The organism is Acinetobacter nematophilus (genome assembly GCF_026344175.1).
Lineage (GTDB): Bacteria > Pseudomonadota > Gammaproteobacteria > Pseudomonadales > Moraxellaceae > Acinetobacter > Acinetobacter nematophilus.
On the sequence record NZ_JAPKMY010000015.1, the window covers coordinates 1 to 14988 of the forward strand.

The 14988-nt window shown below is 39.6% G+C and carries 17 protein-coding genes; 2 read left to right on the top strand and 15 right to left on the bottom strand.

Annotated elements, in window-relative coordinates; genetic code table 11:
• Positions 1–221 precede the first annotated feature (221 nt).
• Entirely contained in the window at positions 222–764 is a 543-nt protein-coding gene (locus OSH00_RS18960) for an NADPH-dependent FMN reductase (RefSeq protein ID WP_266131717.1), read from the bottom strand.
• 177 nt (positions 765–941) lie between these two features.
• On the opposite strand from OSH00_RS18960, the gene OSH00_RS18965 reads away from it, so the two are divergent.
• A complete protein-coding gene (locus OSH00_RS18965) occupies positions 942–1508 on the top strand; it encodes a 5'-methylthioadenosine/S-adenosylhomocysteine nucleosidase family protein (protein WP_266131718.1) in 567 nt (188 codons plus the stop codon).
• A 103-nt stretch (positions 1509–1611) separates the two neighbouring features.
• Here OSH00_RS18965 and OSH00_RS18970 read toward each other — a convergent pair whose 3' ends face one another.
• The 14 genes from OSH00_RS18970 to ubiG form a co-directional block, all read right to left on the bottom strand.
• Positions 1612–2226 carry a TetR/AcrR family transcriptional regulator gene (locus tag OSH00_RS18970; protein WP_004832227.1) on the bottom strand — a complete coding sequence of 205 codons (615 nt, stop codon included), beginning with the start codon at positions 2224–2226 and terminating at the stop codon, positions 1612–1614.
• Between the two features lie 502 nt (positions 2227–2728).
• On the bottom strand, positions 2729–3526 hold the full coding sequence (locus OSH00_RS18975; RefSeq protein WP_266131719.1) for an ATP-binding cassette domain-containing protein: 798 nt from the start codon (positions 3524–3526) through the stop codon (positions 2729–2731).
• A 9-nt stretch (positions 3527–3535) separates the two neighbouring features.
• Complete coding sequence (gene ssuC / locus OSH00_RS18980) at positions 3536–4357, bottom strand: aliphatic sulfonate ABC transporter permease SsuC (protein WP_266131720.1); 822 nt, start codon at positions 4355–4357, stop codon at positions 3536–3538.
• Positions 4354–5523, bottom strand: a complete 1170-nt coding sequence (gene ssuD, locus OSH00_RS18985; protein ID WP_266131721.1) for an FMNH2-dependent alkanesulfonate monooxygenase — start codon at positions 5521–5523, stop codon at positions 4354–4356. Before ssuD ends, ssuC begins: the two co-directional genes overlap by 4 nt.
• 28 nt (positions 5524–5551) lie before the next feature.
• Positions 5552–6484, bottom strand: a complete 933-nt coding sequence (locus tag OSH00_RS18990; protein WP_266131759.1) for a sulfonate ABC transporter substrate-binding protein — start codon at positions 6482–6484, stop codon at positions 5552–5554.
• 93 nt (positions 6485–6577) lie between these two features.
• Positions 6578–7537: a sulfonate ABC transporter substrate-binding protein gene (locus OSH00_RS18995; RefSeq protein ID WP_266131722.1), complete on the bottom strand. Its 960-nt coding sequence runs from the start codon at positions 7535–7537 to the stop codon at positions 6578–6580.
• A 329-nt stretch (positions 7538–7866) separates the two neighbouring features.
• A complete protein-coding gene (gene argA / locus OSH00_RS19000; protein WP_196076222.1) occupies positions 7867–9222 on the bottom strand; it encodes an amino-acid N-acetyltransferase in 1356 nt (451 codons plus the stop codon).
• Positions 9223–9596: 374 nt separating this feature from the next.
• Positions 9597–9959 (bottom strand): RcnB family protein, encoded by a 363-nt coding sequence (locus OSH00_RS19005; RefSeq protein WP_266131723.1) that lies wholly within the window; start codon positions 9957–9959, stop codon positions 9597–9599.
• A 366-nt stretch (positions 9960–10325) separates the two neighbouring features.
• Positions 10326–10622 (bottom strand): RcnB family protein, encoded by a 297-nt coding sequence (locus tag OSH00_RS19010; RefSeq protein ID WP_196076224.1) that lies wholly within the window; start codon positions 10620–10622, stop codon positions 10326–10328.
• A 218-nt stretch (positions 10623–10840) separates the two neighbouring features.
• Positions 10841–11236, bottom strand: a complete 396-nt coding sequence (locus tag OSH00_RS19015) for an RcnB family protein (protein ID WP_196076225.1) — start codon at positions 11234–11236, stop codon at positions 10841–10843.
• 281 nt (positions 11237–11517) lie between these two features.
• Entirely contained in the window at positions 11518–11673 is a 156-nt protein-coding gene (locus tag OSH00_RS19020; RefSeq protein WP_196076226.1) for a hypothetical protein, read from the bottom strand.
• A gap of 202 nt (positions 11674–11875) precedes the next feature.
• Positions 11876–12622 (bottom strand): YciK family oxidoreductase, encoded by a 747-nt coding sequence (locus tag OSH00_RS19025; protein ID WP_196076227.1) that lies wholly within the window; start codon positions 12620–12622, stop codon positions 11876–11878.
• A 127-nt stretch (positions 12623–12749) separates the two neighbouring features.
• On the bottom strand, positions 12750–13424 hold the full coding sequence (locus OSH00_RS19030) for an HAD family hydrolase (protein ID WP_266131760.1): 675 nt from the start codon (positions 13422–13424) through the stop codon (positions 12750–12752).
• The gene (gene ubiG, locus OSH00_RS19035) at positions 13421–14134 is read right to left on the bottom strand and encodes a bifunctional 2-polyprenyl-6-hydroxyphenol methylase/3-demethylubiquinol 3-O-methyltransferase UbiG (RefSeq protein ID WP_196076229.1); all 714 of its coding nucleotides are present in this window, start codon (positions 14132–14134) and stop codon (positions 13421–13423) included. Before ubiG ends, OSH00_RS19030 begins: the two co-directional genes overlap by 4 nt.
• Positions 14135–14317: 183 nt before the next feature.
• Between ubiG and OSH00_RS19040 the strand changes: the two genes are divergently transcribed.
• Positions 14318–14935, top strand: coding sequence for a thiol:disulfide interchange protein DsbA/DsbL (locus OSH00_RS19040; RefSeq protein ID WP_196076230.1), 618 nt, complete (start codon positions 14318–14320; stop codon positions 14933–14935).
• The last annotated feature ends 53 nt before the right edge of the window (positions 14936–14988 follow it).

Consider the following 14988-nt stretch of genomic DNA (forward strand, 5'->3'; position numbering starts at 1 on the left):
ATTATATATAAAAAAAGCCCCATCATCCTGACGGGGCTTTTTCGTATTGGTTCGTTAGGTAAACTCCTGTTCTACCTCACTTCCTGATGCTCAGACCGATTATTGTTATTTTGTGTCTGGGAAACTTCCTGTTCCCTATGACGATAGAATAGATAAATTCTTTAGATCAACCAAGTCGTAAAATTAAACAAGCGATGTAAGCCAAAACGTACAACAATCACTTAGACATTGGCATATTGAATCAATTTATTGACTACGGATTTTACGGCTTTATTATCAAATTCATTGCCTTCAAATACTTCGGTCTTACCACGTTGACCAATATCGCGAATTTCGATGACTGCATTGGAGTCAATCATGCCAATAAAAGCACACACCTGTTTAATTTGGTCAATCGAACGTGAGCCATTCGTTCCACCATAACTGACAAATGCAGCGGGTTTGCTTTGCCATTCCTTGTATACATAGTCAATTGCATTTTTCAGTACAGGACTGTATCCATGATTATACTCTGGGGTAATAAAAATAAAGGCATCGCCTGAAGCGACTTTTTTTGCCCACTCCTGCTGTTTGGGTTGGTCATAAATACCTGAAGCAGGTGAGTTTTTTCCTGCAAAGAAAGGCAGATCCCACTCTTTTAAATCTACGATTTCAACATTTAAGGTACTAAATTCAAGTTGATTAATTGTTTTGAGTAGCCATTCTGCAACTTTGATTGCAACACGACCTTCTCGGATACTACCCACAATGATTTGAATATTCATTTATTGTCGTCTCTATTTATGTATTTGATCATTATGGACAATCAAACTGTAGAGTATCGTAGTGATTTGTATATGATTTTAAATTGAATGTGAGGGGCAGAAGGTTTAAAAAAAGAATTAAATTGATCTGGAATAAAAATTCAATTTTAATAAGTAAAATTTTAATTTTGAATAGTAATGAAAGATAATTTAGCATTAATCATGGCTTTACCCAATGAATCTAAAGGTTTATTTGAACAAGCAGGGATTGCCATCCATTATAGTGGAATTGGAAAGATCAATGCAGCATTCACGGCTTATGACGTCATTCAAAAGACAGGTTGTAAAACTATATTGAATCTTGGTAGTGCAGGAAGCTCAACTTTTAATGCTCATGAATTGATCGAAGTAAAAACCTTTGTACAGCGAGATATGGATGTTTCTCCTCTTGGCTTTGAAGTGGGTGTCACGCCAATGGACCAGCATTTTCCTCAAGAAATTCATTTAGACAGTTATTTTCCTGATTTGTTACAAGGCATCTGTGGTACAGGGGATAGTTTTGAAACAGGACAGCCGAAGGTCAATTGTGATTTAGTTGATATGGAAGGTTATGCATTGGCGAAAGTATGTAAAAAGCTCGGTGTGCGATTGATTTCCGTGAAGTATATTAGCGATGGTGCCAATGATACTGCGCATTTAGATTGGGAAGAAAATTTATTATTAGGCGCGCAGAAATTATTAAAACTTTATCAGTCTCTAGATTAGAAAAACAGCAAATTGAATATCATCAGAATTTCAATTTAAGTTTAGGCGACCATAGGGGACTATGGTCGTTTGCCAAAATAACCAATATTGTTATATTGGATGATTAATTGCGCGGTAATACACCATATAAAGTCATATGGATTGTATGTTCGATTGCACGTTGACACATACTTTTATTACGTAAAGTTTTACCTGTAACCATTTCGATTTGAGTACTGAAATCAGCATAGTTTTGAGTCAATGCCCAAATATTGATAATCAGTAATTCAGCATCGATTTGATCTGAGATTTTACCTTGAGTTTGCCAATTCAAAATGACCTTTGCTTTGCGTTTAAATAACTTTTTAAGCGGACCTTTGAGAATGGATAAAATATGTGGCGCACCTTGAATCACTTCTAAGGCAAAAAGCTTAGAAGCTTTGGGCTGAGTTCTTGAGATTTCAATCTTTGTCATAATGTAATGTGACAAAGCTTCAGCTGGTTCCAATTCTGATTCAAGCGATTGTAATGGTGCTAACCATTTCTGCATGACCGTTGTCAGTACTTCAACGTATAAGGCTTCTTTATTTTCATAATAATAGAAAATATTCGACTTATGCATATCTGCTAACTGCGCAATTTCGTCTAGGCTTGCACCGTTGAAACCATAGACAGAAAATACATCAAGTGCAGCACTAAGTAACTGCTGCCGTTTTTGAGCACTCTTTTTTTGTTCCATCGCATCTTTAAATCAAATAAATGATTATTAAATTGTACGGTAAAATGTTTGATTTGTGCACAGAAAGCAACATTATTTTGGTATATTTCTGATAAATAATTATGAAGTTTTATTATTAAATCAATCGCAATTCACTATTATCTAAATTTGCACTAAACTAGAGCAAAACCAATATAAAAATTATGTCAGTTATGGCTTATTATTTAAATTTTGTGACATTTTTTAGTATAAGACTATTTTTTGAGTCACTTACAAAATAAATGAACCAAGAATGCTGTTATTTAATTTTAATTTAAGAAAGTCATTTTGATTTAAAAGCATCCGATTATATTTGAATGAAAAATCTCTATGGATGATTTTATTTATTTAATAATGAAGTTTTAGTCGATAAAAATGGATGAAACTTCGACATATTGATAAAAATACAGGATTCAAGCTGGAATAAGGGCAAGAAACTTTATGCCCTTATATTTTATAGATAAATCCTCAGTGTGCTATGTTTTTAAGTCGCCAACACAGCAGCCAGCACTTGCTGTTCAAGTTCAGCAAACACAACTCCTTTTTGACGTGGGCGGGCTAATTCAACTTGAAACTGTTGTGCGATATGACCTTTATCCAAAAGAATAATACGGTCCGCCAATTGCACAGCCTCGCTAACATCATGGGTGACTAAAATGGTGGTAAATCCTTGTTCCAGCCACAGTTTTTCGATCAAGTTTTGCATTTCTAGACGTGTTAATGCATCCAGAGCTCCCAAAGGTTCATCCAGCAGCAACACGCATGGTGTATGCGACAGCGCACGTGCAAGTGCCGTTCTTTGACGTTGTCCACCTGAAAGCTGTGAAGGCCATAATCCTGACTTTTCCTTTAACCCGACTTTTTCGAGTAGTTGCTCAGCTTTGGGAAATTGATCTTTGGCGAGACCCAATTGCACATTTTTTAAAATGTTTTTCCATGGTAAAAGGCGTGGGTCCTGAAACATCACCCGAATATCATCTGCGATAATACCTTCACGAAAATTCAGCAAAGACTTAAATTTGATTTCACCGTAACTGGGTTGTTCTAAATCCGCAATTAAACGCAATAGAGTACTTTTACCGCAACCACTGCGTCCGACGATTGCAACGAACTCACCCGCTTCAATGTGCAAGTCTAGATCTTCGAGAACTTTAACTTCACCATAGTATTTATGCAGCTGTTCAATCAAAATTTCTGCACCAATTTTTGCCTGGTCTTGTTCAATTGCCTCTGGGCTTGGAAGAAGATCATTGGCGTATTGGCTTATGCTTAAATCGGTCATTTCAAGCTCCTATTTTTGATAACCTGCGTGCCAACGCAATAGATATTTTTCTAAGAATTGTGCGAAGACATCGGCAAGCTTACCCAAAAGGGCATACAGTAAAATACCGACGAGGACGATGTCTGTCTGTAAAAACTCACGGGCATTCATGGTCATATAACCAATTCCAGATTGAGCAGAAATGGTTTCTGCAACAATAAGTAATACCCAAACTAAGCCCAATGAAAAACGTAAACCAACCAGAATAGATGGCATTGCACCAGGTAAAATAATTTCTTTATATAATTGCCATTGGTTTAAACCATAGCTTTTCCCCATCTCAATCAATTGAGGATCAACTGAGCGAATGCCATGATAAGTATTGATATAAATAGGAAAAAATACCCCAACTGCCACCAAAAACAACTTTGCTGATTCATCAATACCGAACCATAAAATCACAAGTGGAATGAGTGCTAAAGCAGGAATATTTCGAATCATTTGCAAGGTCGTATCCAGCAGGTTTGACGCAACTTTTGAAGAGCCGTTGAGCAAGCCTAAAATCAAACCTAAACCGCCCCCTACCAATAGCCCGAGCAAGGCACGACCTGCACTCACTTTGACATGTTGCCAGAGTTCACCGCTGATCAATAATGTCCAAAAAGCTGATACCACTGCTGTTGGAGCAGGAAGGACACGACTTTCAAGCCAGCCCGTTTTCGAGGCGACTTGCCAAATGACAATCAATAAAATCGGAACAATCCAAGGCAGCAAACGCTGCCCCAATTGCTTTGTTCCACGTGAAACGACATGACTTTCCTTGGTAGGACTTCGCTTGACTATGGCATTCATGCGAACTCCTTTAAGGGCTTTTTATTTTCCTCGGGTGTATAGTTGTTGGCTACAATTTCTCCAAATGGTCCAGTTAAATTTGGTTGGGTGAGTTTTTTACGTGTTTCCAATGGAAGCAAGGGGAATACCAGCTCGGCAAAACGAATCGATTCTTCCAAATGTGGGTAGCCAGAAAAGATAAAAGTATTGATCCCCAATTCAGCATATTCTTGGATACGATCTGCAACCGTTTGTGGGTCACCCACCAATGCTGTACCCGCACCACCACGAACTAAGCCAACGCCCGCCCAAAGGTTTGGAGAAACCTCAAGCTTGCTACGATCACCATTATGTAGTTCTGCCATGCGACGCTGACCGACAGAATCCATTTGTTTAAATTTCTTTTGAGCGGCAGCGATGGTTGCGTCATCCACATATTGAATCAATTCATTGGCTGCTTGCCATGCTTGTTCTGCAGTTTCACGAACAATCACATGTAAGCGAATACCATAATTTAACTGACGTCCTTTGGCTTCTGCCCGTGCTTTAACGACAGCAATTTTTTCTTTCACCGCAGCAGGTGGTTCACCCCAGGTTAAATAGGTATCGACTTGCTCAGCTGCCAATTCGATGGCGTCTTCGGAAGAGCCACCAAACCATAGGGGTGGATAGGGCGCTTGAATAGGTGGATAAAGCAGTTTGGCATCATCAACACTCAGGCGTTCGCCATGAAATGTAAAAGATTCCCCTGTGTGTGAGCGCTTTAAAATTTCACGCCAAATCGTGGTGTATTCAGCTGCTGTTTGATAACGCGTGGCATGGTCTTCATATAAACCATCACCTTTTAATTCTTGTTCGTCTCCACCCGTAACGAGGTTGAGTAGAACACGGCCATTGGATAAACGGTCAAACGTAGCTGCCATACGCGCTGCAAGGGCAGGTGTGGTTACACCTGGACGCAAAGCAACCAAAAACTTTAGATTTTTAGTGGCATCAATGAGGCTTGCCGCCGTGATCCATGGATCTTCGCATGAACGACCAGTCGGGATGAGCACACCTTCATAACCCAGATTATCGACTGCAACAGCAATTTGTTTCATGTAGGCATGATCGACTTGTCGCGCGCCTTTGCTGGTTCCTAAATAACGACTGTCACCGTGAGTGGGAATAAACCAGAAGATTTTCATATCATGCATCCTTAAAAAAATTCAAATACTATTTAGCCGTCCAAACAGCCTGTTTGATGTCAATGCTGTTTGGAATAATTTTGAGTTCGCTAAAGCGATTTGCGAGCTGTTGTTGGTCTGAAATCACTTTGGCTGAAAGTGGGGCAGCACCTGAAGGACGAGGACGTCGATCGATAAAGGTCTGACTGACCTGTGGTTTTAACCCCGTGCTTTGACCAATTGATTGTGCGGTGGCAACACGGTTGGCCTGTACCCATTTATCTGCAATATTGATTTGTTGAATAATGCCTTTGACTGCCTGAGGGTATTTTTTAACAAATTCAGGCGATGCCAAGTAAAAAGTATAATTTGGACTTAAACCCTGCCCTGAAGCGAGTACACGGGCTTGATCTTCAATTTGGGCGGAAGCAAAGAATGGGTCCCAAATCGCCCAGGCATCGACAGCTCCTTTTTGAAAAGCGGCACGTGCATCAGCAGGAGTGAGCCAAATGGGTTGGATGTCCGACCATTGCAAGCCCGCTTTACGGACAGCTTGGACCAATAAATAGTGAGCACTTGAACCTTTTTGTAGCGCAATACGCTTACCTTTTAATTCGCTGAGTTTGGTTATCTTGGAACTTTTCGGTACTAGAATGGCGGAGGCAAGCGGTTTGGCAGCTTCGTAGGCAATATAATACAAAGGCTTATTGGCTGCTTGCGCGTAGACGGGTGGCGTATCTCCCGTGACACCAACATCCAGTGAACCAACGGCAAGTGCTTCAAGAATCTGTGGTCCTGCCGGGAATTCATTCCAGGAAATCTTGGCATTGGGAAATTCTTTTTCATAGAGTTTCTGTTGTTTGGCAATCGCAAAGTTAATCGAACTTTTTTGAAAACCAATACGTAACTCTTTTACGGTGGGATCAATTGCCCACACTGAAGTTGACCCAAGCATTGCACTACAGATCAACATTGTTGTCATGGCATGTGTAGGCGCATTGAACCATGATGATGTTTTGTGTTGTACAAAGTGTTGGGTCATTGTGATGTCCTCATTGCATCGCATTATGCGAAATTATTGAGCGAGTACAGCCGCTTGAATATTGATCTTGTTTGGAATAAGTTTTTGTTGATAAAAAGCATCAGCGACATCCTGTTGCTTTTTCACCACATCGTTAGAAATTGAACTTACGCCAAAGCCCATCCGTGAAATGGATGTATTGAGTACATCAAGCGGTAAGCCAGTCGGTTTTTCTAAAAGTTTGGCAGCATCAGTTTGATGTTGAGATACCCATTGTGTGGTGGTATTTAATTCATTCACTACGGTTTTTAAAACGTCGGGGTGCTGTTCTGCAAATTTTCGATCAGCCAAGTAGAATTGATGGTTGTTCACTAGGTTTTGACCTGTAGCAATGACTTTTGCATTGAGTTGTTTTTCCGCAGCAGCAAAGAACGGATCCCAAATCACCCACGCATCGACAGCACCTTTTTCAAAAGCAGCACGTGCATCAGCAGGCGGTAAGTAGACCACTTGAATGTCATCTAGCTTTAAATGGTTTGCTTCCAAGACTTTAAGTAAAAGGTAATGTACGTTAGAGCCTTTATTCAGGACGACACGTTTGCCCTTGAGGTCTTGCACCGATTGAATCGGTGAGTCTTTAGGGACGATCAGTGCCTCAGCCAAAGGTGCAGCAGGCTGATTGGCAACATAGACCAGATTGGAGTTTGCTGCCTGAGCAAAAATAGGAGGTGCTTCACCTGATTCACCAAAGGACACGCTTCCCACATTTAAGCCTTCTAACAATTGTGGACCAGCAGGAAACTCAACCCATTTGACATTGACCCCTTTTTGTTTAAGCGCTTTATCCAAGTCGCCCCGGGCCTTGATAATTGGCAATACGCCATATTTTTGAAAACCGATATTTAAAGTCGTGGTCTCTTGTGGTTTAGAACATCCAGTCAGCATCATGATGGTGGCAAGGCTTGCACTTAGAAAGGAGATTTTTTTCCATGAAGGTTGAAATAAGTGCGCCATGAGTCACGATGCCTGTGTAATGTAAAAAGGATGAGCATCAGCTTAAAAGGCTTTGTATTTTCAAAAAAATAAGTTTTTTATGATTGCTAATGAAAAAAAAAGATAAATTATTAAATGCTAAAGTTATCGTTAAATCAGAAATATAAAATAAATATTCTATAAAAATAAAAAGTTATAAGAATATGAAAAGTATAAATTTATTGCTGTTATTTAGATCAGGAATATAGATTCCATGATCATGCATAAGCAAAATCTCTCAGTCATGGAATCTATTTAGATAAGTTTAGATGTAAATGTGATAATTCATGGAACCCAGTGTGTGTTGAAGATCAGGTCATGCTTTTTTTAAATACCATTGAATTACGTTGATAGTTATATAGAGCTTGGCGTGCTTCGGGTAAGTCATCAACATTTGCCAATTCAAAACCATGCTCCAAGAACCAGTGTGCTGTTCGTGTAGTGAGAACAAACAGTTGTTGAATACCTTGCTGGCGTGCATGTTCTTCTAGGAAATGTAGAATCTGACTGCCCCGGTTCGATTTGCGATAGCCAGGATGGACAGCAACGCAGGCGATTTCAGCGGAGCTTACTTCATCGTTGGAAGCAGGAATTGGATAGAGTGCGGCACAGGCTAAAATCGTACCGTCTCGCTCGATGACAGCAAATTTATCAATTTCAGTTTCAAGTCGTTCGCGTGAGCGATAGACCAGAATTCCTTCTTCTTCCAAGGGACGTAATAAGTTGATTAAACCGCCTACATCACCGATATTTGCCATACGCACTTCTTCATAATGCGCATCAGTAATCATGGTGCCATGCCCATCCCGGGTAAAGAGTTCTTCAATTAAAGCACCGTCATGCGCATATGAAAGCAGATGTACACGATTGACTCCTTTTAATGATGCCTGTTTGGCATTGTGTAAATGCAAGGCAATTTCAAAATTTGAATCTTGATATTTTTCAATGTGTTTATCAAGCTGATGTGGGGTAATTTCACGTTTTAATTGTCCGTATTCATCCATTAAGCCCTGCTGACTGCCCAAGAAAATCAATTTATCCGCTTGCAGGTGGATGGCGGTTTTTGTTGCCACCTCTTCTGCCAGTAAATTAAAGACTTCCCCTGTGGTTGAATAGCCTGTTGGACCTAATAGCACAATATTCTGATTGTCTAAGTGACGTTGAATCGCCTCGGTATCAATGGTTCGAACTTCACCTGTGAGCTGAAAATCGATGCCATCTCGAATGCCGTACGGTTTCGCAGTCACGAAGTTACCCGATACAACATCAATGCGAGCACCAAACATCGGCGAGTTGGCGAGTCCCATTGACAATAAGGCTTCAATTTGTAGGCGAATTGATCCCACAGCGTTCATGACGCAAGGCAAAGACGCACGCGTTGTAATGCGACGATTGATATGGATGGGGCTCTGGATTTTATTTTGGCGTAAATTCGCATTGATTTGAGGGCGTGCGCCGTGGACCAGAATGAGTCGTATACCTAATGAATGTAATAGCGCAATATCATGAATAATATGTTGAAAATTGGCGTGCTCAACAGCTTCACCACCAAACATCAATACAAAGGTCTTACCACGATGGGCATTGATATAGGGTGCAGAATGACGAAACCAATGCACATATTCTTGCGCTGTGCTTTGTGTTGTTTCTGGGCTGTCAGTTTGCATACCTATCTCAGTATTGTTGATTGCTATGTGATGATTCTAAACAAAAATAACTGATAAATAATAGTCAAAATAAAAAAAGCACCCGAACGTGGGAGGACGAGTGCAAAAGGGTTATACATTTCACGATTGAATCTTGAATATAAGATGAAAATTCATGTATTAAAAAGGAGTGATGATCATTGCATTTGAAGCTTCAATATCAATACATTTCCTTTCGATCTGTGAATAAACTTAATCCTGAAATATAGAGAAATAATGAAGATATCCATGAAAATATGTAGTTGAAAGCATGATTAAATCAATAGAACTGTCATGGGTTGCTCAAAATATTAAAAAACCCAAACACAGTTGGGTTTTGCTTTGTTTCAAAATCGTCAACCGATGACACGGATAATGCGATGATTTTTCTGATTGACCAGTACATAGTCTCCATTGATTCTATACCACTGTTGATACTTTCCTGGTTTGGACAAATGACGGTAGTTTTTATAGTTGACGTGATAACGCGAAGAACCAAACTGAGAAGGTAAATACTGACCTGAACGCCAATGGCGGCTTGGTATGACTGTATTGCCATAATGTCTGTTATCGTTCCAGCGGTGTTCATTTCGATGCTCCCAACGCTGTTGTTCATAACGGTGATGTTGATCTCGGTGATCTACATGAGGTGCCGCCATAGTCGATGTCGTTATCATTGCCGCCATCGAAAGTGTGATCGTGGTTAAAATGCTTTTCATTTGATTCACCTGAATTTAACTTTTGTCCTTTGATGCTTTCAAATTACGCAAAAATTAGAGATAAATGGTGAGGATGATTTAGTTGAATTGTGAAATGTATGAAGATTTGATGAAGATGGACAACATACTCATTTTCTCAGTGCTTAGAAATCTCAAAGTCGTATCCCTGCTGCGGAAATCAACTAAATGAGAAGCTTGATAGGCAAAATGGTCGATTGCTCAACGAGCTTGAAAATAAACCGAACAATCTGAAGTTAATTTTAATAAAAAAACCCTCCTTGGGAAAAGGAGGGTGAGGAAGGTGTTGAGTTTTAATGGATGGGTAAAGCAAACAGAATAGGGACTGTGCTTTTGATCATTTTAATATTAACGGACGACTCGAATAATATGGTGGGTACGTTCGTTAACAAGCACATAACGTCCATCAACTTTATACCAACGCTCAAATTTGGCTGGTTTGTGGAGGTTTTTATAAACACGATAATCATTCACATAGTAATGATTGTCATGGTAGCGTTCAGGTAAAACCACACCTTCTCGCCATTCAAACTTTTCATGACTAGCCATAGGGCGATGATCACGGCCATGATCCCAATCTGCCATTGCTGAGGTTGCGACTAAAGCACTGAGAGAGAGCGTGATTGCGCTGATAACTTTTTTCATTTGAATTGACCTTATAAAACGGATGATCTATCCGATGATTGAAAATTACTCCTGAATTTGAGATAAAAAATGAAGAAATATCATTGAATTGTGAATTTACATACCAGTTCTATACATTATTCTCATCGCTTGTAAAAGCTGAGATGGAGCAAAAAAAAAGCTCAAACGAAAAAGGTGTTTGAGCTTATGAAATTGAACTATTGATCACGAATACCCGGCTACATGCCACGAATACTCACAATATTGTTATTGTCAGAATCAACTAAGATATAGTCATTATTAATTTTGTACCATTGTTGATTACGTGAAGGTTTTGGTAGGTTCTCATCCCTATAATCAACTTTATAGCTGTTTCCTCTGTAATGTTGTGGCATTACATAACCCATTTGCCATTTATGTTGCTGTAAACGCTTTACACCACGTTCTTCTCGCTCCCGACGTTGCTCTTGAATATTATCATCGTCATTCCCACGAAAATTACGTCCACGCTCACCGCGATCACGTTTACCTTGATCATACCCATGATCATTGTCAAAATGAGGACCTGCAATGGTAATTTGAGTCGTCAGCAGTGTTGATAGAGAGATTGCGATGATCGCTAAAATCTTTTTCATAATCATCCTCGCTTATCCAGTGTGTTTATTTTGACCTCACTACTGTACTGCTAAATTGCAGAGAAACTGTGAAGAAAATTCAGTTTTTCATTAAAAAATACAGACATAATCAAAACATATTTCTGAAAAAGTGAAAAGGGTTATCGCAATGCTTTGAATCACAAACCCTGATGTGCTTTTCTTTAGTGCACATTTTATGATTAAAAAAAATGTAAATATTTATAAATATTGTTTTAAGCTGAGCACCAGAGTAGCAATATTCCAGCTTTGATTAAGCCGCTTTAGTACCATTGCTCATTTATATCCTTGAGACAATTGACCACCTTGATGATATTTTCTGCTTGATGGGCATCATCAAGTGCTTGAATAAAATGATGGGGCAGTTGTAATTGTTCGATTGAACGGATGATCTCTACTTTATATTTTAAATCAGTCATGGCTCATTCCTCAAAAGGTCTTGTTTCCTTGAAGAAAACTATAAAAGATCTTATTGGATTTGAAAAACTGGATAAAATTATATTTTTTATTGGATAAAACGATTTAAAAGAATTTTTAAATCTCAGATTTTGATGATATGTATAAAAATTCGCTGAAAAAATTTCCCCCCACCGACCATGATTAAAGTAAGGGGAAAATCAATTAATCCTGTGCGTCGATACTTTCACCATTTAATGAAAGACTGTCATCACCCATCAAGTAAAGATATGCTGGCATAATGGATTCCGGTGATGGTAATACTTTTGGATCTTCATCAGGATAGGCTTTGGCACGCATTGCCGTACGCGTACCACCAGGATTGATGCAGTTATAGCGAATATTTGGATAAGTATTTTCTTTGGCAAAAATTTTACTTACCGCTTCAATCGCTATTTTTGAGACCGAATATGCACCCCAGTGCGCACGTGCTTCCCGCCCAACACCTGAGCTTGCAAAGACCACCGAAGCATGTTCAGATTTTTGTAATAACGGCAGAAGCTCTTGGGTCAGAACAAAAGGAGCCCGTAAATTCACTGCCATCACATCATCCCAGACTTCTTCGGGATAGTTTGCCAGTTCCACTCGTTCACCTAAGATACCCGCATTATGTAAAATGCCGTCTAAACGTCCAAATTGCTGTTCAAGGGTATCCACCAAAAGTTCGTAATCTCGAGCAGAAGCAGTAGAAAGTTGTAAAGGTAAAATCGCGGGCTGCGGTGCACCTAATGATTCAATTTCATCATAAATGACTTCAAGTTTATTGAGCGTACGACCATGCAAAACGACGGTTGCGCCGTGTAGGGCATAGCTGAGTGCTGCTGCACGCCCAATACCGTCTCCCGCGCCCGTAATCAGGATAATTTTATCCTTCAATAAATCTGGACGAGGTTGATATTCTGAATATTTCATGGGAGACCTCCTGTAGTTTTTATGATGTGATTTGAATTTCAATATAAAAACATTGAAACACCATATTCAAGATGTTTCAGTGTCTTTTTATTAACTTATTAGACCAGTTAAATAATCTTCTATGCTTCTAAATTTTGACCAACTTCTTGATAACCTGATGTAATTCATCAACATTATTCACAATACAATCTGCTTGCCAAGCACTGAGATCATCTTTGTACTGTAATGGTAAATAACCATAAGCAGCAAGGATGGTATACATCTGCGCATTTCGTCCGGCATCAATATCCCGAGGATGATCGCCTACATAAATGCATTGTTCTGGAACAATATCAATCTGTTTTGCGGCTAAATACATCGGTTCAGGGTCCGGTTTGGTCTGAGTCACATCTTCGGGGCAAACCAGTACGGCGCAACGATCTGTTAGGTTAAGTGCTTGAAGTAACGATTCACTTAGCCAGCGAGGCTTATTGGTTACAATACCCCAAGGAATCCCATGGTTTTCCAACTCTGCTAAAAGTGGATACATGCCTGCAAAGAGATCAGTATCTACAGCAATGTCTGCACCGTATAAGTCTAAAAAATGTTGGCGATGAGCGAGAAAAACCGGATCATCAACTTCAAGTTCCGGATAAACCAGTTTGACCATCGCACGTGCACCTTCAGAGACTTGGGTCCGGATTAAATCTGCATCGACGACAGCACGTCCTTCATTTCTGCACATGTCTTGGATGATACGTATAAAATCTGCGGCAGTATCGATCAAGGTGCCATCTAAATCAAAAAGAACAGCTTGCATCAGACACCTTCATTCACGGTATATACCATGTAGTTCACATCAACATTTGGTGCGAGCCAATAATGTTTGGTGAGAGGGTTGTAATGTAAACCTGTCATATCTTTGAGTATTAAACCAGATTGACGAATATCATGTGCTAACTCTGAGGGTTTAATGAATTTATGATAGTCATGGGTGCCTTTTTTCAACAGACGTAAGACATATTCTGCGCCAATAATCGCAAATAGATAGGATTTGGGATTACGGTTGATGGTGGAGAAAAAGACATGACCGTTAGGTTTTACCAATTTTTGACATGCTTGAATAATCGAAGCAGGATCAGGCACATGCTCCAGCATTTCCATACAGGTGACAATATCGTATTGTCCTGCTTGCTCTTCAGCCAATTGCTCTACAGGGATTTGTCGATATTCAATATTCTGTACATTTTCTTGTTCGGCATGCAAGCGCGCTACATTCAAAGGGGCAGCACCCATGTCAATACCCAAAACATCTGCACCACGGCGAGCCATACTTTCAGCCAGAATGCCACCACCACAACCCACATCGAGGATCTTCTTACCCGTAAGACCATTGGCATGTTCATCAATCCAATTTAAACGTAATGGATTGATTTGATGTAAGGGTCTGAACTCAGAGTGTTGATCCCACCATAAAGCAGCTAACGCTTCAAATTTAGCAATTTCCTGTGGATCAACATTAAGTTGCGACATGTTCGTCACCTCTAAGTAAATTGTTTTAATCAAAAATTAATTTCAGTTATGCTAGTGTAACCATAAATCCAAAAAAAGCGATGAATCGTGTAAAAAACTTCACAGAAGGAAAACGATTTTCTCATATTTGTTTTATAGTGAATGCATATGCTATGCAAGACGACTTAGAGGACAATAAAGTCAATGAAAAAATTTATTTTAGGTGGCATGACCGCAATGGTGATGGCATTTTCTGCAAACACCATGGCTGCTGATTTTGTTGCAGGTAAAGATTATACCGTTGTTCAAAATCCTGGAAAAGTTGCAGTACCAGGTAAAATTGAAGTACGTGAGTTTTTTTGGTACGGATGTCCACATTGCTTCAAATTAGAACCACATATGCAAACATGGTTAAAGAAGATTCCTAAGGATGTTAACTTTATTCGTACACCAGCAGCCATGAATCCATTATGGGAACAGGGTGCGCGTGCGTACTATGTGAGTGAAGCATTGGGTGTTCGCAAACGTACGCATTTACCTTTGTTCCATACTAACTTTTCAGGCAACCAACAAGTACTTCAAAAAGATGCATTTGCTAAATTTTTTACGCAATACGGTGTACCTGAAGCAAAATTCAATAGCATGTATAGTTCATTTGCGATCACGGCAAAAATTGCTGAATCAAATCAATTGGCACAGCAATATCAACTTTCTGGCGTACCCGCAGTTGTCGTGAATGGTAAATACGTAGTTCAAGGTGAAGATGCCAAAGTCACACAGGTTGTTGACTATCTTGTAAATAAAGAACGTACAGCAAAATAAGCCTGCTTCATTCAGGAACCCGCAAATATTTGCGGGTTTTTTTACATGAAAAG

Bases quoted from the DNA above. Each gene is read 5' to 3' on its own strand.
- OSH00_RS18960 (WP_266131717.1), bottom strand. From the start codon at position 764: ATGAATATTCAAATCATTGTGGGTAGTATCCGAGAAGGTCGTGTTGCA.
- OSH00_RS18965 (WP_266131718.1), top strand. From the start codon at position 942: ATGAAAGATAATTTAGCATTAATCATGGCTTTACCCAATGAATCTAAA.
- OSH00_RS18970 (WP_004832227.1), bottom strand. From the start codon at position 2,226: ATGGAACAAAAAAAGAGTGCTCAAAAACGGCAGCAGTTACTTAGTGCT.
- OSH00_RS18975 (WP_266131719.1), bottom strand. From the start codon at position 3,526: ATGACCGATTTAAGCATAAGCCAATACGCCAATGATCTTCTTCCAAGC.
- ssuC (WP_266131720.1), bottom strand. From the start codon at position 4,357: ATGAATGCCATAGTCAAGCGAAGTCCTACCAAGGAAAGTCATGTCGTT.
- ssuD (WP_266131721.1), bottom strand. From the start codon at position 5,523: ATGAAAATCTTCTGGTTTATTCCCACTCACGGTGACAGTCGTTATTTA.
- OSH00_RS18990 (WP_266131759.1), bottom strand. From the start codon at position 6,484: ATGACAACAATGTTGATCTGTAGTGCAATGCTTGGGTCAACTTCAGTG.
- OSH00_RS18995 (WP_266131722.1), bottom strand. From the start codon at position 7,537: ATGGCGCACTTATTTCAACCTTCATGGAAAAAAATCTCCTTTCTAAGT.
- argA (WP_196076222.1), bottom strand. From the start codon at position 9,222: ATGCAAACTGACAGCCCAGAAACAACACAAAGCACAGCGCAAGAATAT.
- OSH00_RS19005 (WP_266131723.1), bottom strand. From the start codon at position 9,959: ATGAAAAGCATTTTAACCACGATCACACTTTCGATGGCGGCAATGATA.
- OSH00_RS19010 (WP_196076224.1), bottom strand. From the start codon at position 10,622: ATGAAAAAAGTTATCAGCGCAATCACGCTCTCTCTCAGTGCTTTAGTC.
- OSH00_RS19015 (WP_196076225.1), bottom strand. From the start codon at position 11,236: ATGAAAAAGATTTTAGCGATCATCGCAATCTCTCTATCAACACTGCTG.
- OSH00_RS19020 (WP_196076226.1), bottom strand. From the start codon at position 11,673: ATGACTGATTTAAAATATAAAGTAGAGATCATCCGTTCAATCGAACAA.
- OSH00_RS19025 (WP_196076227.1), bottom strand. From the start codon at position 12,622: ATGAAATATTCAGAATATCAACCTCGTCCAGATTTATTGAAGGATAAA.
- ubiG (WP_196076229.1), bottom strand. From the start codon at position 14,134: ATGTCGCAACTTAATGTTGATCCACAGGAAATTGCTAAATTTGAAGCG.
- OSH00_RS19040 (WP_196076230.1), top strand. From the start codon at position 14,318: ATGAAAAAATTTATTTTAGGTGGCATGACCGCAATGGTGATGGCATTT.